This window comes from Serratia sp. TSA_198.1, assembly GCF_052686505.1.
In genome coordinates, this window is sequence record NZ_JBQZFP010000008.1 from 62,979 (window position 1) to 83,755 (window position 20,777).

19 protein-coding genes are annotated in these 20,777 nt (G+C 57.8%); 13 read left to right on the plus strand and 6 right to left on the minus strand.

Features of this window, described 5'->3' with window-relative positions; translation table 11 throughout:
- Window positions 1–365 precede the first annotated feature (365 nt).
- The 3 genes from ACUTSW_RS22880 to ACUTSW_RS22890 all read left to right on the plus strand — a co-directional run bounded on the left by ACUTSW_RS22880 (window position 366) and on the right by ACUTSW_RS22890 (window position 4,300).
- Window positions 366–1,742 (plus strand): amino acid permease, encoded by a 1,377-nt coding sequence (locus ACUTSW_RS22880; RefSeq protein WP_445585446.1) that lies wholly within the window; start codon window positions 366–368, stop codon window positions 1,740–1,742.
- A gap of 196 nt (window positions 1,743–1,938) precedes the next feature.
- Window positions 1,939–3,339, plus strand: coding sequence for a glycoside-pentoside-hexuronide (GPH):cation symporter (locus ACUTSW_RS22885; protein WP_062868608.1), 1,401 nt, complete (start codon window positions 1,939–1,941; stop codon window positions 3,337–3,339).
- 10 nt (window positions 3,340–3,349) lie between these two features.
- A complete protein-coding gene (locus ACUTSW_RS22890; RefSeq protein ID WP_197929617.1) occupies window positions 3,350–4,300 on the plus strand; it encodes a glycoside hydrolase family 43 protein in 951 nt (316 codons plus the stop codon).
- 39 nt (window positions 4,301–4,339) lie between these two features.
- Here the strand turns inward: ACUTSW_RS22890 and ACUTSW_RS22895 are convergent, their stop codons facing one another.
- From ACUTSW_RS22895 to ACUTSW_RS22905, 3 genes are read right to left on the minus strand one after another with little or no spacing between them, the layout of a single operon-like run.
- Window positions 4,340–5,581, minus strand: a complete 1,242-nt coding sequence (locus tag ACUTSW_RS22895) for a c-type cytochrome (RefSeq protein WP_445585447.1) — start codon at window positions 5,579–5,581, stop codon at window positions 4,340–4,342.
- Window positions 5,578–6,132, minus strand: coding sequence for a (2Fe-2S)-binding protein (locus ACUTSW_RS22900; protein WP_062868614.1), 555 nt, complete (start codon window positions 6,130–6,132; stop codon window positions 5,578–5,580). Before ACUTSW_RS22900 ends, ACUTSW_RS22895 begins: the two co-directional genes overlap by 4 nt.
- On the minus strand, window positions 6,129–8,918 hold the full coding sequence (locus tag ACUTSW_RS22905) for a xanthine dehydrogenase family protein molybdopterin-binding subunit (RefSeq protein WP_445585448.1): 2,790 nt from the start codon (window positions 8,916–8,918) through the stop codon (window positions 6,129–6,131). Before ACUTSW_RS22905 ends, ACUTSW_RS22900 begins: the two co-directional genes overlap by 4 nt.
- A 205-nt stretch (window positions 8,919–9,123) precedes the next feature.
- Here ACUTSW_RS22905 and ACUTSW_RS22910 point away from each other — a divergent pair, with 205 nt between their 5' ends.
- Together ACUTSW_RS22910 and ACUTSW_RS22915 are read left to right on the plus strand one after the other, a co-directional pair.
- A complete protein-coding gene (locus tag ACUTSW_RS22910; protein ID WP_445585449.1) occupies window positions 9,124–9,708 on the plus strand; it encodes a nucleotidyltransferase family protein in 585 nt (194 codons plus the stop codon).
- Between the two features lie 8 nt (window positions 9,709–9,716).
- The gene (locus tag ACUTSW_RS22915) at window positions 9,717–10,754 is read left to right on the plus strand and encodes an XdhC family protein (RefSeq protein WP_445585450.1); all 1,038 of its coding nucleotides are present in this window, start codon (window positions 9,717–9,719) and stop codon (window positions 10,752–10,754) included.
- On the opposite strand, the gene ACUTSW_RS22920 is transcribed toward ACUTSW_RS22915, so the two are convergent.
- Together ACUTSW_RS22920 and fumA are read right to left on the minus strand one after the other, a co-directional pair.
- Complete coding sequence (locus ACUTSW_RS22920; protein WP_445585451.1) at window positions 10,690–11,556, minus strand: helix-turn-helix domain-containing protein; 867 nt, start codon at window positions 11,554–11,556, stop codon at window positions 10,690–10,692. The genes ACUTSW_RS22915 and ACUTSW_RS22920 overlap by 65 nt on opposite strands.
- Window positions 11,557–11,725: 169 nt before the next feature.
- Window positions 11,726–13,372 (minus strand): class I fumarate hydratase FumA, encoded by a 1,647-nt coding sequence (gene fumA / locus ACUTSW_RS22925; protein WP_445585452.1) that lies wholly within the window; start codon window positions 13,370–13,372, stop codon window positions 11,726–11,728.
- A gap of 364 nt (window positions 13,373–13,736) precedes the next feature.
- Here fumA and ACUTSW_RS22930 point away from each other — a divergent pair, with 364 nt between their 5' ends.
- The 6 genes from ACUTSW_RS22930 to ruvX all read left to right on the plus strand — a co-directional run bounded on the left by ACUTSW_RS22930 (window position 13,737) and on the right by ruvX (window position 18,058).
- The gene (locus tag ACUTSW_RS22930) at window positions 13,737–14,249 is read left to right on the plus strand and encodes a SprT family zinc-dependent metalloprotease (protein WP_004947987.1); all 513 of its coding nucleotides are present in this window, start codon (window positions 13,737–13,739) and stop codon (window positions 14,247–14,249) included.
- 101 nt (window positions 14,250–14,350) lie between these two features.
- Window positions 14,351–15,046, plus strand: a complete 696-nt coding sequence (endA, locus tag ACUTSW_RS22935) for a deoxyribonuclease I (RefSeq protein WP_062868624.1) — start codon at window positions 14,351–14,353, stop codon at window positions 15,044–15,046.
- A 187-nt stretch (window positions 15,047–15,233) separates the two neighbouring features.
- Window positions 15,234–15,965, plus strand: a complete 732-nt coding sequence (rsmE, locus tag ACUTSW_RS22940; protein WP_020453960.1) for a 16S rRNA (uracil(1498)-N(3))-methyltransferase — start codon at window positions 15,234–15,236, stop codon at window positions 15,963–15,965.
- Between the two features lie 10 nt (window positions 15,966–15,975).
- Window positions 15,976–16,926, plus strand: a complete 951-nt coding sequence (gene gshB, locus ACUTSW_RS22945) for a glutathione synthase (protein ID WP_445585453.1) — start codon at window positions 15,976–15,978, stop codon at window positions 16,924–16,926.
- Window positions 16,927–17,072: 146 nt separating this feature from the next.
- Window positions 17,073–17,636, plus strand: coding sequence for a YqgE/AlgH family protein (locus ACUTSW_RS22950; RefSeq protein ID WP_004948000.1), 564 nt, complete (start codon window positions 17,073–17,075; stop codon window positions 17,634–17,636).
- Entirely contained in the window at window positions 17,636–18,058 is a 423-nt protein-coding gene (ruvX, locus tag ACUTSW_RS22955) for a Holliday junction resolvase RuvX (protein ID WP_062868625.1), read from the plus strand. The genes ACUTSW_RS22950 and ruvX overlap by 1 nt, the downstream gene beginning before the upstream one ends.
- A gap of 8 nt (window positions 18,059–18,066) precedes the next feature.
- Here ruvX and ACUTSW_RS22960 read toward each other — a convergent pair whose 3' ends face one another.
- Entirely contained in the window at window positions 18,067–19,074 is a 1,008-nt protein-coding gene (locus ACUTSW_RS22960) for a type IV pilus twitching motility protein PilT (RefSeq protein ID WP_445585454.1), read from the minus strand.
- A gap of 20 nt (window positions 19,075–19,094) precedes the next feature.
- On the opposite strand from ACUTSW_RS22960, the gene ACUTSW_RS22965 reads away from it, so the two are divergent.
- Both ACUTSW_RS22965 and proC read left to right on the plus strand, forming a co-directional pair.
- Window positions 19,095–19,802 (plus strand): YggS family pyridoxal phosphate-dependent enzyme, encoded by a 708-nt coding sequence (locus ACUTSW_RS22965; protein WP_445585455.1) that lies wholly within the window; start codon window positions 19,095–19,097, stop codon window positions 19,800–19,802.
- A gap of 148 nt (window positions 19,803–19,950) precedes the next feature.
- A complete protein-coding gene (gene proC / locus ACUTSW_RS22970) occupies window positions 19,951–20,769 on the plus strand; it encodes a pyrroline-5-carboxylate reductase (protein WP_445585456.1) in 819 nt (272 codons plus the stop codon).
- The last annotated feature ends 8 nt before the right edge of the window (window positions 20,770–20,777 follow it).

Below are 20,777 nucleotides of genomic sequence, written 5' to 3' on the forward strand. Positions count from 1 at the left end.
CATGTTTATTAAGCTTTAACGAATAGCTATTTGCATCCTATGTCCGGCATGAAGCTGATTACTATTTCACCGCCACCAGGGGATCCTATCTACGTTATTTCTGCGTATTGTGTGATTTGCTGCTTATTTCGTGCATCGGATCCCCTCTGTCGTCACACAACCCGCATTTTGTTTCCTAAACTGCTGAAATCTTAATCACTCACAGAATAAAGCAGGTGCAAACTGACGCGCATAACATTATTCTTTGCCAAACGGTAGCGGCTCCGTGGAATTAATAGCTATAACGCCGTAAATAAAACAAAACACACATCGTAACCACTGCTTTACAGCATGTGAGTATTCTGCAACGACAGAGGGTTTCATTGATGGATGGTCAACAGCAAGGCGACCAGCTGAAACGCGGCCTGAAAAACCGCCATATTCAGCTTATAGCCCTAGGTGGCGCAATTGGTACCGGGCTGTTTCTCGGTATCGCTCAAACAATCAAAATGGCCGGCCCGTCGGTCATTCTCGGCTATGCCATTGGCGGCTTCATCGCGTTTCTGATTATGCGACAACTGGGTGAAATGGTGGTGGAAGAGCCGGTTGCCGGTTCCTTCAGCCACTTCGCCTATAAATACTGGGGCAACTTCGCCGGCTTCGCTTCCGGCTGGAACTACTGGGTACTGTACGTGCTGGTGGCGATGGCGGAACTGACCGCGGTCGGCATCTATGTTCAGTACTGGTGGCCGGAAATCCCGACCTGGGTGTCCGCCGCGGTGTTCTTCCTGGCGATTAACGCCATCAACCTGGCCAACGTGAAAGTGTATGGCGAGATGGAATTCTGGTTCGCCATTATCAAAGTGGTGGCGATTATCGGCATGATCGTATTCGGCGCCTACCTGCTGTTCAGCGGCATGGGCGGCCCGGAAGCCACCGTAACCAATCTGTGGGCACAGGGCGGGTTCTTCCCGAACGGCATCATGGGGCTGGTGATGGCGATGGCGGTGATCATGTTCTCGTTCGGCGGTCTGGAATTGGTGGGCATCACCGCCGCCGAAGCCGATAACCCGCAGAAAAGCATCCCTAAAGCCACCAATCAGGTGATCTACCGCATTCTGATTTTCTATATCGGTTCATTGACCATTCTGCTGTCGCTGTACCCTTGGGGCAAAGTGGTTGAAGGCGGTAGCCCGTTCGTGCTGATCTTCCACGCGCTGAACAGCGACGTGGTGGCAACGGTGCTGAATATCGTGGTGTTGACTGCCGCGCTGTCGGTCTATAACAGCTGCGTATACTGCAACAGCCGCATGCTGTACGGCCTGGCGCAACAAGGCAACGGCCCGAAAAGCCTGCTGAAAGTCGACGGTCGCGGCGTGCCGGTGATCGCCATCGGCGTGTCCGCCATTGCCACCGCCTTCTGCGTGCTGATCAACTACCTGATCCCAGGGCGCGCCTTCGAGCTGCTGATGGCGCTGGTGGTATCGGCGCTGGTGATCAACTGGGCGATGATCAGCCTGGCGCACCTGAAGTTCCGCGCGGCCAAGAACCGTGAAGGCGTAGAACCGAAGTTCAAGGCATTCTGGTATCCGTTCAGCAACTACCTGTGCCTGGCGTTTATGGCCGGTATTCTGGTGATCATGTACCTGACGCCAGGTATCCAAATCTCGGTGCTGCTGATCCCGGTATGGGTGGCGATTCTGGCCATCGGCTACGTCATCAAACAGCGCAGCCAGCGCGCGGCGAGCACCGCCAGCCGCTGATAAACCGCATTAACATCAACATGGCCCGCAAATGCGGGCCATTTTATTGTCCTTCAATTTTGCCAACTGGCTCACAGTTTCTTCGCCACGCCCGGTTTGTCCATCTCTACAACCAATAGTTTCTGATAACTCGCCCCCTGCCGGGACAATAATCGTTGCCACTCAGTCAGATCCTGCCGCCACGGAGAAAATGTCCATGAAGAGCAATGCCCTATCGATAAAAGAAAAGATTGGCTATGGCATGGGAGATGCCGGTTGCAACATGATCGGTGGCGCGATTATGTTGTTTCTCAACTATTTCTATACCGACATCTTTGGATTGACTCCGGCGCTGGTCGGCATTCTGCTGCTCTCGGTTCGGGTGCTGGATGCGGTTACCGATCCTATTATGGGCGCCATCGCCGATCGCACCCAAAGCCGCTGGGGGCGCTTTCGTCCCTGGTTGCTGTGGGTATCCCTGCCCTATGTATTATTCAGCGTGTTGATGTTCACCACGCCGGAATGGAGCTACAACAGCAAGGTCATCTATGCCTTCGCCACTTACTTCTTGATGTCGCTGACCTACACCGCCATTAACATTCCCTACTGTTCATTAGGCGGCGTAATCACCTCAGATCCGCAAGAGCGGGTATCTTGCCAGTCATACCGTTTTATTCTGGTCGGCATTGCGACGCTCATCCTCTCGCTAACCCTGCTGCCGATGGCCGACTGGTTTGGCGGTGCCGACAAGGCGCGCGGCTATCAGATGGCGATGGGCGTACTGGCGCTGATCGCCCTGTTCATGTTTCTGTTCTGCTTTGCCACGGTCAAAGAGCGTATACGCCCGGCCGTGCCGACCCACGACGCGCTCAAGTCCGATCTGAAAGACGTGTGGAAAAATGACCAATGGGTACGCATTCTGCTGCTGACCTTTTGCAACGTTTGCCCCGGGTTTATCCGCATGGCGGCCACCATGTATTACGTGACCTACGTCATGCAGCAGTCAACCTCATTCGCCAGCCTGTTTATCGCGCTGGGCGTAGTCGGCATGATGATCGGCAGCGCATTGGCGAAGCCGTTGACCGACCGCTTCTGCAAACTGAAAGTGTTCTTTTGGACCAATATCGTGCTGGCGGCGTTTTCCTGCGGTTTTTACTTCCTCAACCCTCAGTTGACCTCATTAATCGTGGTCGCCTATTTCCTGCTGAATATCTTGCATCAAATCCCTTCACCGCTGCACTGGTCGTTAATGGCCGACGTGGACGACTATGGCGAGTGGAAAACCGGCAAGCGCATCACCGGCATCAGCTTTTCCGGCAATCTGTTCTTCCTGAAGGTCGGGCTGGCGGTAGCCGGCGCCATGGTGGGCTTCCTGATGTCGTATTCCGGTTATCAGGCAGATGCGGCCAGCCAAAGCGCCAGTGCACTGAATAGCATCGTATTGTTGTTCACCGTGATCCCGGGCATTGGCTATCTGATCACCGCAGGCGTAGTGCGCCTGCTGAAGGTCGATCGCCAACTGATGCAGCAGATTCAGATCGATCTGGAAAAGCGCCGGGTCAATTACCAGGAACTGGCCGACTATCGTGAGCAGCAGCTAGAAACCAAACACCCGTAAGGAGCCCGTAATGCGAGACTACCCTAATCCCTTTATCGAACAGCGGGCCGATCCGTTTATTTTGCGCCACAGCGATGGCTATTACTATTTCACCGCCTCGGTGCCGGAATACGATCGCCTGGAGCTTCGCCGGGCGCGCAGCCTCGACGAACTGCCGCAGGCCACAGCTAGGGTAGTATGGCGAAAGCCGCAGCAAGGGCCAATGAGCGCGCTGATCTGGGCGCCGGAACTGCACTTTATCAGCGGCAAGTGGTATTTGTATTTTGCCGCCGCCCACAGCCCCGACATTGCAGATGGCCTGTTCCAGCATCGCATGTTTGCGCTGGAATGCAGCGCAGCCAACCCGTTAACCGGGGAATGGGTAGAAAAAGGCAGGATATACAGCCACATCGACAGCTTCTCCCTCGACGCCACCCATTTTGAGCATCGCGGCAAACATTATTACTTATGGGCGCAAAAGGATCCGGCCATCAGCGGCAACTCCAATCTTTACCTGGCGGAGATGGAAAATCCGTGGACGCTAAAGGGCAAACCGGTGCTGCTCAGCAAGCCGGAGCTCCCCTGGGAAATCGTGGGTTTCGAGGTGAATGAAGGACCTGCGGTGATTACTCATGGCCAACGGATATTTATCAGCTACTCCGCCAGCGCCACCGATGAAAATTACTGCATCGGGCTGCTCTGGGCCGATATCGATAGCGACATCACCGACGCAACCCAATGGCACAAGGCCAGTCAACCGATATTCCGCACCAGCGCCAAAAACCGCCAATTCGGCCCCGGACACAACAGCTTTACCCTCGACGAGCAGGGCCGGGATCTGTTGGTTTACCATGCGCGCAATTACACGGAAATCGAGGGCGATCCGCTCTATGACCCCAATCGTCATGCGCGGATTAAACCGATAGCGTGGGATGAAGAAGGCATGCCGGTATTGGGTGAACCGCCGGCGGATAATCGTTAGTAGAGTAAAAGGGGCTCAACACGCTGAGCCCCTTCTTGATCAAGGCTGATTTCGCAGCTTCTTAACCTGCTCGGCAGTGATATCGCCCGGCAACCCACCCCAGGTGACACGCAGATAGTTCACCAGTTCAGCCACCTGCGCATCATCCAGCCGCGCACCAAAGGCCGGCATGCTCTGCATGCTTTCACCGTTGGGGAACTGCTGCGCCGGCAAACCGTCCAGCACCGAGACAATCAGATTCTTGGCGTCCGGCTGGCGCAGCGTAGCGTTATCGCGCATCGCGACCGCCACATGCGGCTTACCCTCGCCTTCACGTGCATGGCAGCCGGAACATTGATCCAGATAGCTGATGCGCCCGGCATCGCTGCCCTGCCCCACTTTTACCGGCAGCGCGGCCGGCGGTTGCTCACCCATCAGATAGGTAGCCAACGCCTGATGGTCCTCCGGCGTCAAATGACGCGTGCTGAGATCCACCACCATATGCATTTCGCTGAAGGCGCTGCCCTGCGGCGCAATGCCGGTTGCCAGGAAGCGGTTCAGGTCGTCCGGCGTCCAACCGCGTTGCGCCAACCCGTGCGGAGTAATGTCCGGCGCCATAAAGCGCCCCAGTTCGCCGCCTTGCATCGGTTTCCCGAGATCCATCTGGCCCAGCATGCCGCGGGGCGTATGGCACTCCCCGCAGTGCCCCAGCGTATCCGCCAGATAGCGGCCACGTTGCCACTGCGCCGAAGTCCCCTGCGAACTGGCCGGCAGCGGATCCTGGTTGCGGAACAACAGGTTCCAGCCAATCAGCGCCATGCGCTGGTTGAACGGGAACGGCATGGCATTTTCCGGGATGGCGACGTCCACCGCCGGGCGCGTCATCAAATAGGCATAAATATCATCGGCATCCTGGCGCGAAATCCCTTTATACGAGGTATAAGGCATCGCCGGGTAGAGATGGCGTCCGCCCGGTGCCACGCCCTGGGTCAACGCCAGGAAGAAGTCGTCTTTGGTCCAGCGGCCAATGCCGTGGTCGGCCGACGGCGTCAGGTTGCTGCCATAAATTGTGCCGAACGGCGTATCCAACGGATAGCCGCCCGCCAAAGGTGCGCCGCCGCTGGCGGTATGGCAGGCTGCGCAGTCGGCGGCCTGGGCCAGATAGCGCCCCCGGACGATTTGTTCGGCGCTGGCGGTCACCTGCTGCACCGGACCGTCGTAGCGGCGGTTTTCCCGCCACCACAACAAGGCGATAACGATAATCGCCACCAGCAGAATCAACAGTGCGAGACGTTTTTTCATCGCGCCGTCTCCTTCACCAGACCCGGCGTCTTCAACACCACGTCGCGCACCGCTTCGTAGTAGCGCACATAACCGGTACAGCGGCAGATATGGTTGTCCAGCGCTTGCTCGATGGCGCTTTCCAGCTGCTCGCGCGCAATGGGTTCACGCTTGAGCTTTTCCACAAAAAGGGTGGCGGCGTTGACGAAGCCCGGCGTGCAGTAGCCGCACTGGAAGCTGTAATGTTCGAGAAAGGCCTGCTGGATCGGTGAAAGCTCGACCACCTCACCGTGTTCATCCACCCTGGCGTGCCCTTCGACGGTGCGCACTTTCTTGCCGCTGAAAAAGTGCGCGCCGGTGATGCAAGTGCGCACTTCCTCACTGGTGCCGCTCGGGTGATCGACAATCGCCACGCAGGCGTGACAAATGCCCTGCCCGCAGCCCAGGCGCGAACCGGTCAGATCGAGATATTCATGCAGGAAGTCGATCATCATCAGCCCTTCCGGCACCTCGATCGGGCCATACTGCTTATCGTTGACGGTCAGGGAGATCGGCTGGGTTTTAATGCTCATTGTAATACCTCACGAATATTTTCTGCACGAACGGGCAAATCACGGAAACGGTGGCCAGTGGCATGGGCGATGGCGTTAACCAACGCGGCGACCACCGGGATCATCACCACTTCGGCCATGCCTTTTGGCGGATCGGTTTCCGACAGCGCGGGCAGGATGTCACCGGTCTGCTTCCAGACCGCCACATCGCTGGCGCGCGGCAGGTGGTAACGGTTAAAGTTCCAGGTGCCGTTACCCGGCCCGTCTTCGTACAAGGGTAAATATTCGTGCAACGCATGGCCGATGCCCATCGCCAGCCCGCCCTGCAGCTGGCCGGAAACCAGTTCCGGCACAATCAGGTTGCCGCACTCCATGATCGAATGATGGTTAAGCAGTTCCACCTGGCCGGTGGCGATATCCACCGCCACTTCCGCCAAGGTGCCGACGGCGCTGTAATAGGTCACCGCCGCGTTATTGCGCTGGGTCGGTGGATAATAGACCTGGGTGCGCGGCAGCGTTTTGAACTCGCCATTTGCATTGCGTACCGCCAACCCGTCGATCGGCAGGCGCTCACCGTTACCGCTCAGCGTGAAATCCGCCTCCGCCCACTGCCAACGGTTAAACACGTGCACCGCTGCACCGGTGATACCGCCCATCTGGTAGGCTTTTTTCGCCAACATCTCCAGGCTCAACACCGCCATTCCGGCGGCGGTCAGCCCGCCTTCTACCCAGCGCGCGTCCTCTCTGCGCACCACCAGCGGCGCCGCCTGGCCGCCGCCGATACCCACCTGCCACAGCGCCATCGCCGCCGGCCACAAGCCGTGGTTGAATATCAGCCGGGCCGCTTCGCGCGTGCTGTGGGAAAAGTAATACGCCGAGTTGCTGGCGCTGGACGGCGAACAGTAGCTTGGCGTCCAGGCTGGGTTGGTTTGCAATTGATCCTGCTCGGCCTGCGACATGATGTAAGGATCGCCGCTGGCGATCATCGGCAGTACTGACCAGTCGGTCACCGAAAAGTGCGCCTCATCCGCCGGTTTGCCCAGCCACTGTGCGCACAGCACCGACTGTGAAGTCGACATGCCGGTCCCCATCTCTGCGCCGCTGTGATGCAGCATGATGCGCCCGTCTTCCCCCAGCTCGACGCGAGCAAAGGAGGTTTCCGCGCCGGTGCCGAAGTCTTTTTGCACGCAACCGAAGCCAACGCCGTAGCGTTTGCCCGGGTTCTTGCTCTCGAACTCCGCCTTGCGCTGGGCACGTTGCAGCCACATCTCGTGCTTCGCCGCCTTCTCCAGTACTTCATCGGCACGAATAGCGCCGGCAGGAATAGCGCCCTGGGTGTTTTTCATGCCGGACTTCAGTACGTTGCGCAAACGGAACTCGATCGGGTCGATCTTCAGTTCGGCAGCCAGTTCATCCACCATCATCTCGGTGGCGGCCATGCTTTGCAGCGTGCCGTAGCCGCGTGCCGAACCGGCGTCGATAGCACGCGAAGCCAATCCCACCGCAGACAAATCGCTTTTCGGGAAGTAGTAAATCGACTGCGCCGCCGTCGCCGCCACCATCACCACCGACGGCGTAAAGTTGCTGCGGCCACCACCGTCTGCCGTCATCTCTGCGTGGAATGATTGCAGTACGCCGGTTTGGCGATTGACCGCAATACGGTAATTCATGTCGAAAGCGTGGCGTTTCAGCGCCGTCTGGAACTGCTCGAAACGGTCATTGGCCAGGCGTACCGGGTGCCCGTCGCCATACATCGCCGCCACCGCGCCGTAGTACGGGAAGTTAAAGTGATCTTTCGAACCGTAACCGACGGTGTAGCACGGGTGCAAAATCAACTGCTTCACCGGCGGGTTGCGTTTAGCCAGCATGCGCGGCATTTCGTCGGCCACTTCCTGCGGCGACTGGGTCGGCACCACCAGATGCAGGGTTTGCGTCGCTTCATCGAACCAGCCGTTGGCGTTATCCGGCTCCAGCGCCGAAGTATCGACAGACTGCGTGGTATAACGGCGCGACAGTACCAGCCAATCATCCGGCGGCGTTTGCAGCTCTGCGGCAATCATCCCGGCATAATGCATGCCTTCCTGATCCAGCTTGCCGCCTTCGCGGCCTTCCGGCCAGACCGGCAGGTGTTTCCTCATCGACACCGGGAAAATCGGCGTGTCTTTCAGGCTGGAGAAACGATCGTCATCGAACGGCTGGTCGCCACCCACCCGCACATAGCGGAAGGTGCCCCAGGGATCGCGCTCCAGCGGGCCGGTCTCGGCACCGTATTTGAGGGTATCTTCGCGGAATTTCAGCTTGTCCTTGGCAAAGCGGAAGCGAGCAAAGTCGTGATAAATCAGGATCGCCACCGCTTGCCCCAGATAGGCCGGCGTCTTGCCTGCGGGCAGCAGCATGTCGTCGCCATAAAACGCCGGGAAAGCCAGGCCGTCGCGCGCCAAATCTTCCGCCGTCACCAAACGATCCGGCTGCAGGTCGTCTCCCAACAACGAGAGATCGAGGCCCGTAAACAGCCTGTCGGCCTTGGTCACGCGCAGAATAAAGGCGTGCGCCTGCTTTTGTGGCCAGTGCGGCATATCGACCGCGCGGATATCCCGGGCGAACACCTTCTGACCCATGACCTTGGCACGGCCGTCAATACGGAAACGCACGCGTTTCTCATGGGCGTCCCAGTTAGGCGACTGAAGAATCTTCTGTTCAAACAACGCGGCGTAGGCGCGGCTGTAGAGGGGGGCGAGGTAGACGGACACCCCCGCTATCACGGCGCTTTTGATAAAGCGACGCCGTGACGAGTTGAAATTGCTCATAAAAAGTCCTTCACTTCTTTATTGTTGTTTTTTGTGTTCGCGGTGTTGTTGCGCAAACGCTGACGACCTTGCCGTAGACGTCATAAGCATATGCTTATAGCCAAAATTATGTGATGATTAACATCCTGTTTTCAACAAAAACACATATTAAAAACACGCATTGGCGCTAAGGTTATCAATAGTTGCGCAAATTCGGGCAGAGCAGATGACAACTGGCATAGTGATCGCCGCCGCCGGGCGTGGGGAACGTTTCTCGCAGGCCGGTGGCGCAGGCAACAAATTAAACGCTGAGTTTGCGGATGAGGCGGGTCGTCGGCGCCCGTTGTTTGAACATACCTTGCGCCAGGCGCTGGCCTCCGGCCTGCCGATATGGGTCGTCACCCGGCCGGATAACCGGTGGGTACAGGAGGTTTGCGCCGCGTATCAGGTGCCGGTCACGCTGATCGCCAGCGCGGGTCTCGGGGATTCCATTGCCGCCGGCGTTGGCGCTACGCCGCACTGGCAAGGCTGGTTGATCCATCTGGCGGATATGCCGTTCGTCACGCCGGACATCTTCCGGTTGGTCGCCAACGCGTTGCAAGATCATGCGATAGCTCGCCCCTGTTTCGGCCAACGGCCTGGCCACCCGGTTGGCTTTGCCGCTCCATTGCGCAAAAGGCTTTGCCAGTTGCGCGGTGATAATGGCGCACGTGAACTGCTGCAAGGGGAAGCGGTTTATCTGTTGCCTCTTGATCGGGCAAGCGTCGTGCAGGATATTGATCTTCCGTCACAGCTACCGGCCAGCGAGTAAAATCATCTATGCAGCATCTTGATATCACCGTGGTCAGCCAGGCGATAAGCTGGCTGAAACAGCAGCCGGTGTGGCTGTGTACCGTACTGAATACTTACGGCTCCTCGCCGCGATCGCCAGGCGCGCTGCTGGCGGCAACTCAGAGCGGGCATTACTGCGGCTCGCTGTCCGGGGGCTGCGTGGAAGAGGATTTTCTGCGGCGCGTGGCGGCCGGGGAGTATCTGGCGGCCAGCCAGGTGATCCGCTACGGTGAGGGCGGCCTGGAGCCGAACGTGGCGTTGCCCTGCGGCGGTGTGCTGGACGTGCTGATTGAATACCTGCCGGCCGGTGACGACAGCATCGGCTACCTGACAAAAATCGCCGGCGCACTGGACGGACACCACGCGTTGGTCAAACGCCTGACCTTGCCCGATGCCTGCCGCAACCTGGAACTGACCGACTTCGCCAGCGCCACCCAGGTGGAACGCCATGGGCAACACATCACGCTGAATATCGCCGCTGCACCGCGCCTGCTGATTGCCGGGTTATCGAGCGTGGCACTGTATTGCGCCGATTTCGCCGGTTCGTTGGGGTTCGAAGTGCTGGTGTGTGAAAACCGCCCGGAGGCGCTGGATAACTTCGCCCCCCAGCTCCGGCCCGGCGTGACGCTGCTGCGCCAGTTCCCGGCCAAATTTATTGAGGACGGCGGGTGCCACGCCAACACCGCCATCGTGGCGCTGACTCACGACCCACGGATGGACGATCTGACGCTGATGGAGGCCATACACACCCCGGCATTTTATATCGGTGCCATGGGCTCGCTGCGCAACAGCGCACGCCGCCGCCAGCGCCTGCAGCAGATTGCCGAGTTCAGCCCACAAGAGCTGGAGCGTATTCACGCGCCGATTGGGCTGCCGCTCGGCAGTAAAACCCCGGCGGAAATCGCCCTGGCGGTAATGGCCGATATCGTGCAACAGAAAAATCGCGCGGCGGCCCGGCCTTTCAGTCCAGAGGAATTACGGGTACCAGATGCTGAAGCTCCAGATGCAGCTCCTCCCGCTCATTGAGCGAATATCTGAACAACGTCAGGTCAGGCCCTTCCCTGCGGGCCAGGCCTAGCTCCGGCAATATCTGAGTGTATATCTGCACCACGTGGTCGTTCAGCGCCACCGGCTTGCCGGAATAACAAAAGCGGCAAAAATCGCCGTAGATGTCCGGCAGCGGTTCCAGCTCGGGAACGGCATTGACCGAACTGTCCGCCTCAACACCGAGAGAATAATCCACCCTGACCCTTTCCCCATCCGGACTCAAATGGGTCAGCGCGTAGATCAACGGCGGACGGCCGCCGAGTAGCTTGTAGAAATTCTCTTTGATCCCGCTGCGCAGGTGCAGATGCGACTTATCCAGATGTTCGATGTCCAGGTGATAGGCGTAATTTTTCCCTCTGAGGAGATACTGGCCTTTATCAACGGTGACGCGATCGACCTTAATATCGCCAGGCTGACCGGCGGACAGCGAACGCACCAGATGGCTGAAATCCTGCTTGCGGGCATGGCGGTAGACGCTGGGGGATTCGGCAAAGTGCTTTTTGAAACAGCGGGAAAAGGTTTGTTGGTTATCAAATTGATATTCTACGGAAATATCAAGAATGCTCTTTCGCGTGAAACGCAACGCGAAAGCAGCCAGATACAAACGTCGTGCGCGAATATACGATGCCAGCGACAGACCGGTCTGCTTCTTGAACAGCCGCTGCAGATACCATTTCGAGTAGCCTGATTTGGCGGACACAATATCCAATGACAGCGGATTAGTCAGATTGTCCTCAATCCAGACCAGCAGATCCTTGATGTGATTTTCCTGCGTTCCCATTTTCTTGCCGAACCTTCCGTTACAAATATGCCTTTGTGCACGTTTTACTGCTTTGTGCGTAGGGTATACAGGTTAAAACGAGGCGTCCAGCGGGCAACAGGACTTTACACAGGAGGGAACTCAGTGTGAAAGTTGCCGCCCCTATCAGGCGGCAACTGTTTTTGAAGGGTTATTTCACGCAGCGCGAGCACTGGCCGGCCTGGATCTTCTGGAAGAAGTCATTGCCTTTGTCGTCCACCAGAATAAACGCCGGGAAATCTTCCACTTCGATTTTCCAGATCGCTTCCATCCCCAGTTCAGGATATTCCACACAGGTCAGGCTCTTGATGCTTTGCTGCGCCAGAACCGCAGCCGGGCCACCGATGCTGCCAAGGTAGAAACCGCCATGTTTGTTGCAGGCATCCGTCACCTGCTGGCTGCGGTTGCCCTTCGCCAGCATGATCATGCTGCCACCGTGAGATTGCAGCAGATCGACGTAAGAGTCCATGCGCCCGGCGGTGGTCGGCCCCAACGAACCCGAGGCGTAACCGTCCGGCGTTTTGGCCGGGCCGGCGTAGTAAATCGGGTGATCCTTAATGTATTGCGGCAAACCTTCACCGCGATCCAGACGCTCTTTCAGCTTGGCGTGCGCGATGTCGCGACCCACGATGATAGTGCCGCTCAGCGACAGGCGGGTCGATACCGGATACTGCGACAACTGCTTGAGGATATCGGCCATCGGGCGGTTGAGGTCGACCTTGATCGCCTCGCCCTCTCCGGCCTGGCGCAGTTCCTGCGGGATAAATTTGCCCGGATTGTGCTCCAGCTTCTCCAGCCAAATGCCGTCGCGGTTGATTTTTCCCTTGATGTTGCGGTCAGCAGAACAGGAAACGCCCATGCCGACCGGGCAGGATGCGCCGTGGCGCGGCAAACGCACCACGCGGATATCGTGCGCAAAGTATTTACCGCCAAATTGCGCGCCCAGCCCCAGGTTCTGCGCTTCTTTCAGCAACTCTTCTTCCAGCGCCACATCACGGAACGCCTGACCATGTTCGTTGCCTTCGGTCGGCAGGCCGTCGTAGTACTTGGTCGATGCCAGCTTGACGGTTTTCAGCGTAGCTTCAGCCGACGTGCCCCCGATGACAAACGCCACGTGGTACGGCGGACAGGCCGCAGTGCCCAGCGTGCGCATTTTATCGACCAGGTAATCTTTCAGCTTGCCCGGCGACAGCAGCGCCTTGGTTTCCTGATACAGATAAGTTTTGTTGGCCGAACCGCCGCCTTTGGCGACGCACAGGAACTTGTACTCTTCACCGTCCACACTGTAGAGATCGATCTGCGCCGGCAGGTTGCTGCCGGTGTTGACCTCTTTGTACATGTCCAGCGCAGCGTTTTGCGAATAACGCAGGTTGTCTTCGATAAAGGTGTTGTACACCCCGCGCGACAGCGCTTCTTCATCGCCGCCGCCGGTCCAGACGCGCTGGCCCTTTTTCCCCATGATGATCGCGGTGCCGGTGTCCTGGCAGGTTGGCAAAATACCCTTGGCGGCGATTTCTGAGTTACGCAGAAATTGCAGCGCAACGTACTTATCGTTTTCGCTGGCGTCCGGATCCTCAAGGATATCGGCAACCTGCTGTTGGTGCGCCGGACGCAGCATAAACGAAGCGTCATGGAAAGCATGCTGGGCGAGCAGGGTTAAGGCTTCGGGGGCAACTTTCAGGATTTCCTGGCCTTCAAACTCACTCACAGAAACGTGATCGCGGCTCAGCAGATAGTATTCGGTATCGTCTTTCTTCAGCGGGAACGGATCTTGATAATGGAACGGTTTATTCGACATTGATCTCTCACTTGCAACATCAGCTGCGTTAAATTCACACTTACTCAGCATGCCCGGGGCAGGCTGCGGCAAAAAACCTCCCACACCTTACGTATTTTTAATCAGTCGGTTATTGCGCTGAATCGCATAATAACCCCTATATTAGCAAGGCATTACTTCAGGTGGTTTTTTCCCAACCTCATACGATGAGCACTGCGGGTACAGACTCAGCATGCACGCTTTATTATCCCGCAGTTAACACATTGATTACAATCCATCAGAGACGATCGGGTTATCAATGCGGTGAAAAACCTGCCGAGAGTGAACGCGGAATTAGTTTTTCGTCTTATTGCCAGCCGGTGCGCCTTTGCTTAAGCTACCCACAATGAACAAAGTAAGAATCCCCATTGCACTGCAACAGGCGGTAATGCGCTGTCTGCGGGAAAAGCTTCAGCTGGCCCGCCAGCATTTTTCCGTCGAGTTTCCTGAACCCAAAGTCGTTTACCAGCAGCGCGGCACCACTGCGGGCACCGCCTGGCTGCAAGCCTGGGAAATCCGGCTGAATCCGGTGCTGTTAATGGAAAATCAGCAGCCGTTTATCGATGAAGTGGTGCCGCATGAGCTGGCGCACCTGTTGGTGTTTCGCCAGTTTGGCCGTGTGCCGCCGCATGGCCGCGAATGGCGCCAGATGATGGAGAGCGTCTTGCGGGTGCCCGCCAGCCGCACCCACCAGTTCGAAATCGCCTCGGTGCAGAGCAAAACCTTCCCCTACCTGTGCCGCTGTCAGCAGCACCAGCTCACCGTGCGCCGTCACAATCGGGTGCTACGCGGTGAAAGCGAATACCGCTGTCGCCAGTGCGGCGAAAAGCTGAGATTTATCGCTATCGAGAACCTTTAACGAAACGATTTATACGTTAAAACAAGTAAATATCACCATTTGCCACTGCCATAAACTTCCGTTACCCTGCCTGCTTTTCCAATTTCGAGCTGTTTTGGAATATGCTTCGCAAAATTCTGTTTATGGTGGTTTTCATTGCAGGTGCCGCGCACGCCCACGGCATCAATAATTTCTCTCAGGCCAAGACAGCGGCGGCCAAAATCAATCAGGATGCGCCCGGCTCTTTTTACTGCGGATGCCGGATCGACTGGCAGGGTAAAAAAGGCATTCCTGACCTCAATAGCTGCGGCTATCAGGTGCGTAAAAACGCCCAGCGTGCGCAGCGTATTGAATGGGAACACGTAGTGCCGGCCTGGCAGTTCGGCCATCAGTTGCAATGCTGGCAGCAAGGCGGCCGCAAAAACTGCAATAAAGACGCGACCTACCGCCAGATCGAAACCGATCTGCACAACCTGCAGCCGGCGATCGGGGAAGTGAACGGCGATCGCAATAACTTTATGTACAGCCAGTGGAAAGGCGGCGAAGGCCAGTACGGCCAATGCCCGATGAAAGTGGACTTCAAAAATAAGCAGGCTGAGCCGCCGGCGCGGGCCCGTGGCGCTATCGCACGCACCTATTTCTATATGCGCGACCGTTATCAACTGCGGCTTTCACGCCAGCAAACCCAATTGTTCGAAGTGTGGAACCGCCAATATCCGGTCAGCCAATGGGAATGTCTGCGTGAAGCACGCATCGCCAAGGTTCAGGGCAACCATAACAACTATATTCAGCAGGCTTGCCAGCAACGAAAAGGCTAAATCCCCTTCGTACTTAAAACTGCAGCGGTGTTGGCTGCTTGAGCTTACCCGAATCACTTACTTAAGTAAGCTCATCGGGATGAGCGCTCTTGCCGCCTTGCTGCAGCTTCAATTACTTTGGGTATATACTCTTTTTTTTCAAGCTGCAGCACTGATGACTGCACATTAGTCAGGATCGAATATTCACATGCGTATACCCCGCATTTATCACCCGCAACCGCTGATCGACAATGCGGAAATCGCGCTGAGCGAAGACGCCGCCAACCACGTCGGACGCGTGCTGCGCATGAGCGCTGGCCAGACGTTGCAGTTGTTCGACGGCAGTAACCGGGTGTTTAACGCCGAGATCGTTCGGGTCGATAAGAAAAGCGTGCAGGTGCAACTCGGCGCCGGCCAGTTGGAAGACCGTGAATCACCGCTCAATCTGCACCTGGGCCAGGTGATTTCCCGTGGGGAGAAGATGGAGTTCACCATTCAGAAATCCATCGAGCTGGGCGTTAACGTCATTACACCGTTGTTTTCCGAACGCTGCGGCGTCAAGTTGGATGGCGAACGTCTGGCGAAAAAAATTCAGCAATGGCAGAAAATCGCCGTCGCCGCCTGCGAACAATGCGGCCGCAACCGCATTCCGGAAATTCGCGAGGCCATGCAGCTGGAAGCCTGGTGCGCCGAGCAGGACGGCAGTCTGAAGCTTAACCTGCACCCGCGCGCCAGCCACAGCATCAATACCCTGCCGCTGCCGGTGGACCATGTCCGCCTGCTGATTGGGCCGGAAGGCGGGTTATCCGCCGACGAAATTGCGATGACCACCGGCTACGGATTTACTGATATCCTGCTGGGGCCACGCGTTCTGCGTACAGAAACTACAGCGCTCACCGCAATTACCGCTTTGCAGGTACGTTTCGGCGATCTGGGTTAAAGGAGAGAAAATGATTAAGCTCGGCATCGTGATGGACCCTATCGCCTCCATCAATATCAAGAAAGACACCAGCTTCGCCATGCTGCTCGAAGCGCAGCGCCGTGGCTGGGAACTGCATTACATGGAGATGAACGATCTCTATCTGCACGCCGGTGATGGGCGCGCACGCACCCGCTTGCTGAGCGTGAAAGAAGATAAAGAAAGCTGGTTCAGCTTCGGAGCCGAGCAGGATCTGGCGCTGCAGGATCTGGACGTGATTCTGATGCGCAAGGATCCGCCATTCGATACCGAATACATCTACGCGACCTACATTCTGGAGCGCGCAGAGGTGAAAGGCACGCTGGTGGTCAACAAGCCTCAGAGCCTGCGTGACTGCAACGAAAAGCTGTTCACCGCCTGGTTCCCGGAGCTGACGCCGGACACCCTGGTCAGCCGTAGCGCAGCCCACATCCGCAAATTCCACCAGCAGCACGGCGACATCATCCTCAAACCGCTGGACGGCATGGGCGGCGCGTCCATCTTCCGCGTGAAGCAAGACGATCCTAACCTGTCGGTGATTATCGAGACCTTAACCGAGCACGGCAGCCGTTTCTGCATGGCGCAAAACTTCCTGCCGGCGATCAAGGAAGGCGATAAGCGCATTCTGGTGGTTGACGGCGAACCTGTGCCGTACTGCCTGGCGCGCATCCCGGCGCAGGGGGAAACCCGTGGTAATCTGGCGGCCGGTGGCCGTGGCGAACCGCGCCCTCTGAGCGAAAGCGACTGGAAAATTGCCCGCGCAGTGGCTCCGACACTGAAAGAGAAAGGCCTGATCTTCGTTGGCCTGGACGTGATCGGCGATCGTCTGACCGAGATCAACGTCACCAGCCCAACCTGTGCGCGCGAAATCGAAGCGGCCTTCCCGGTTTCCATCACCGGCATGCTGATGGACGCGATCGAAAAGCGTCTGGCAACGAAGTAATCCGCCATGCGGGCGGCGCTGTCGCCCGCAGTCCTGACCTTACAAGGCGCGTGCAGCCAACAACGCTGCGGCTTGAAAGGTGACGGGTATAGCCGCATACTGGCGGCTGTTTAACTTATCACCACTCAATTACCTTAAATAACGCCATGAATTTACAGCACCATTTTCTTATCGCCATGCCATCTCTTCAGGATCCTCGCTTCAAACGCTCGGTGATTTATGTCTGCGAGCACAATGAAGAGGGCGCCATGGGCCTGGTGATCAACAAGCCGGTGGAACAGTTCACGGTGGAAACGGTGCTGAGCAAGCTGAAGATCATGCCGCCTGCCCGCAATCCGGCCATCAGCCTGGATAGGCCGGTATTCGCCGGTGGCCCATTGGCGGACGATCGCGGTTTTATCCTGCATACGCCACGCAGTGGCTTCGGCTCCAGCATCCAGATTTCGCCGGATACCATGATCACCACGTCAAAAGACGTGTTGGAAACGCTGGGTACTCCGGAGCAGCCGGATGACGTGCTGGTGGCGCTCGGCTATGCCGGCTGGGAAAAAGGCCAGTTGGAACAGGAAGTACTGGAAAACGCCTGGCTGACCATCGAAGCCGATACCGACATTCTGTTCCATACGCCGATCGCCAGCCGCTGGCGCGAGGCAGCCAACCTTCTTGGTATTGATATCCGCAGCATTGCCAACCACGCAGGACACGCCTGATGACCAACCGCACCATTATCGCCTTCGACTTCGGCACCAAAAGTATCGGCGCGGCCATAGGTCAAGAACTCACCGGCAGCGCCCGCGCGTTGGCGGCGTTCAAAGCGCAGGACGGATCACCGGACTGGCAAAAGATCGAAAAGCTGCTGAAAGAGTGGCAGCCGGATCTGGTGGTGGTCGGCCTGCCGTTGAATATGGATGGCACCGAGCAGTTGGTGACCGACCAGGCACGCAAGTTCGCCAACCGTCTGCATGGCCGCTTTGGCGTGCAGGTCGCGCTGCATGACGAACGCCTCAGCACCGTCGAAGCACGCGCCAATCTGTTCGATCGCGGCGGTTTCCGCGCTCTGGACAAAGGCAGCGTAGACTCCGCCTCTGCGGTGGTCATCCTGGAAAGCTGGTTCGAACGGCAACTGGGCTGACCGGCCCGTCACGCTTCTTCTCCCCCCAACAAACCGGCGTCGATCCGTTGCTGCAATCCCTGTTCAAAGGTCTGCATGCCGGACTGCGCGCCGGTTTGCAGCACGCTGGCAAGCTGATGGGTTTTGCCTTCGCGGATCATGCTGCTGACCGCCGCCGTTGCCGTCAGCACCTCGAAGATCGCCACTCGCCCGCCGCCGGGCCTGCTTAGCAGCTTTTGCGCAATCACCGCCTGCAGGCTGGCAGCCAGCTGTGCGCGCACATAAGGCTTTTCTTCCGCCGGGAAAACGTCTACCAAACGATCCACCGCCTGCGGCGCGCTGCGGGTGTGCAGCGTCGCCAGCACCAAATGGCCGGTTTCCGCCGCAGTGAGCGCCAAACGAATGGTGGTGGTATCACGCAGTTCTCCCAACAGGATCACATCCGGATCTTCACGCAGCGCGGCGCGTAGCGCTTCGTCAAAACTGTGGCTATCACGGCCCAGTTCGCGCTGTTGAATCAACGACTTCCGGCTATGGTGCATAAATTCGATCGGGTCTTCCAGCGTGATGACATGCCGGCGTTGATGCTGATTGATGTCGTCAATCATCGCCGCCAGCGTGGTGGATTTACCGCTGCCGGTCGCGCCGGTGACCAATATCAGGCCATCCTCACGCCGCAGCAGCGCGGGGACAATACCCGGCACCGCTAACGTCGCCAGCGTCGGGCAGTGGCCGGCGATCAACCGCAGCGCGATGGATATCCCCAGGCTTTGCAAAAAGAAATTGGCGCGCAGCCGGATATCGCCCGCCAACGTCAACGCCAGATCGAGCTGCCCATGCTGCTGCAAAAGCTGTCGCTGCGGCGGTTGCAGCAGCGTGCCGCACAGCTGGTGCATTCGCTCCTGAGTCAGTATTTCCGCCCCTTCCAGCGGTTGCAGTTCACCATCAATGCGCAACATGGGTTGATGGCCCGCACAAAGGTGCAGATCGGAAGCATTATGCTTTACACTAAGGGCCACGAATTCGTCGATATCCATATCAATCTCCTGGGTCAATAATGAGCACTATCCAACAGAATCTGCAGGATGTCAGAAGCCGCATCGCGGCAGCCGCTCAAGGTTGCGCACGCGCTCCAGAAGAAATCACTCTGCTTGCAGTCAGCAAAACCAAACCTGTGGCGGCGATCGCAGAAGCCATCGCGGCCGGCCAGCGTGCCTTTGGCGAGAATTACGTGCAGGAAGGCGTGGATAAAGTTCAGCATTTCGCCACGCAGCCGGAAGGCGCAACGCTGGATTGGCACTTTATCGGCCCGCTGCAATCCAATAAAAGCCGGCTGGTGGCGGAGCACTTCGCCTGGTGCCACACGGTGGATCGGCTGCGCATCGCCCAACGGCTCAGCGATCAACGCCCGGCTGACATGCCGCCGCTTAACGTTCTGATCCAAATTAATATCAGCGATGAACAGAGTAAATCTGGCATTGTACTGGCTGAATTACCGGCGCTGGCGGAGGCGGTAGCCGCGCTGCCGAACCTTAGGTTGCGCGGGCTGATGGCGATTCCCGCTCCAGAAGAAGACTACCAACGCCAGTTGGCGGTCTTCGGCCAGATGAGCGACGCCTTCCTGGCCCTGCAACAGCATTATCCGCAAGTGGATACCCTGTCGATGGGCATGACGGATGATATGGCGGCGGCGATTGCCGCAGGCAGCACCCTGGTGCGTATCGGCACCGCAATTTTTGGCGCTCGTGATTATTCACCGAATTAACATACCCTATGGCTTTCAAGTTGCAGCTAGGCGCCCAGCTCGCTCATCCCCAGGCGCTTACTTGAGTAAGTAACTGGGGTGAGCGAGTGCAGGTAACAACGCTGCAGCTTGAAAGACGACGGGTATACACATATAACGAGGGATTTTGATGCAACATCGTAAGATTACCTTTATTGGCGCCGGCAACATGGCGCGTGCGATTATCGCCGGCCTGGTGGCGGGCGGATACCCGGCTAAACTCATCAGCGTCTGTGCGCCTTCGGCTAAAAACCGCGATGCGTTGGCGGCGGACTACGGCATCGTCAGCAGCGGCGACAATCTGGCCTGCGCACGCGAGGCCGAGGTCGTGGTGCTGGCGGTAAAACCGCAAATGATGGCCGACGTCTGTCAGCCGCTGCAACAGGTCGATTTCTCCGGCAAGCTGGTGCTGTCGATCGCCGCCGGCATTCAGGTCAGCCGTTTTTACCAACTGTTGAGCGACAAGCTGAGCATCGTGCGCATTATGCCCAATACCCCGTCTCTGGTTGGCAAAGGCATGAGCGGCCTGTACGCGCCGCAACAGGTCAGCCAGCAGGATCGCGACTACACCGGCGAGTTGATGGCCTCCGTCGGCAAGGTTTGCTGGGTGGATGACGAAAACGGCATCAACGGCGTCATCGCCGCCGCAGGCAGCGCACCGGCCTACTTCTTCCTGTTTATGGAAGCCATGCAGCAAGAAGCCGAGCGCATGGGCTTCGACAGCCAAACCGCACGCGAGCTGGTGCAACAGGCCGCTTCCGGCGCCGCCGCGTTGGTGGAAGCCAATCCGGACACGCCATTATCGACCCTGCGCGAGCAGGTCACCTCCAAAGGCGGCACCACCGCCGAAGCGCTGCGGGTATTCAACGAGCAGCAACTGCCGGAGACCGTGGCCAAAGCCATGCGCGCGGCGGTTTCCCGTGCGCAGGAAATGGAAAAATCATTTTAAATAACCGA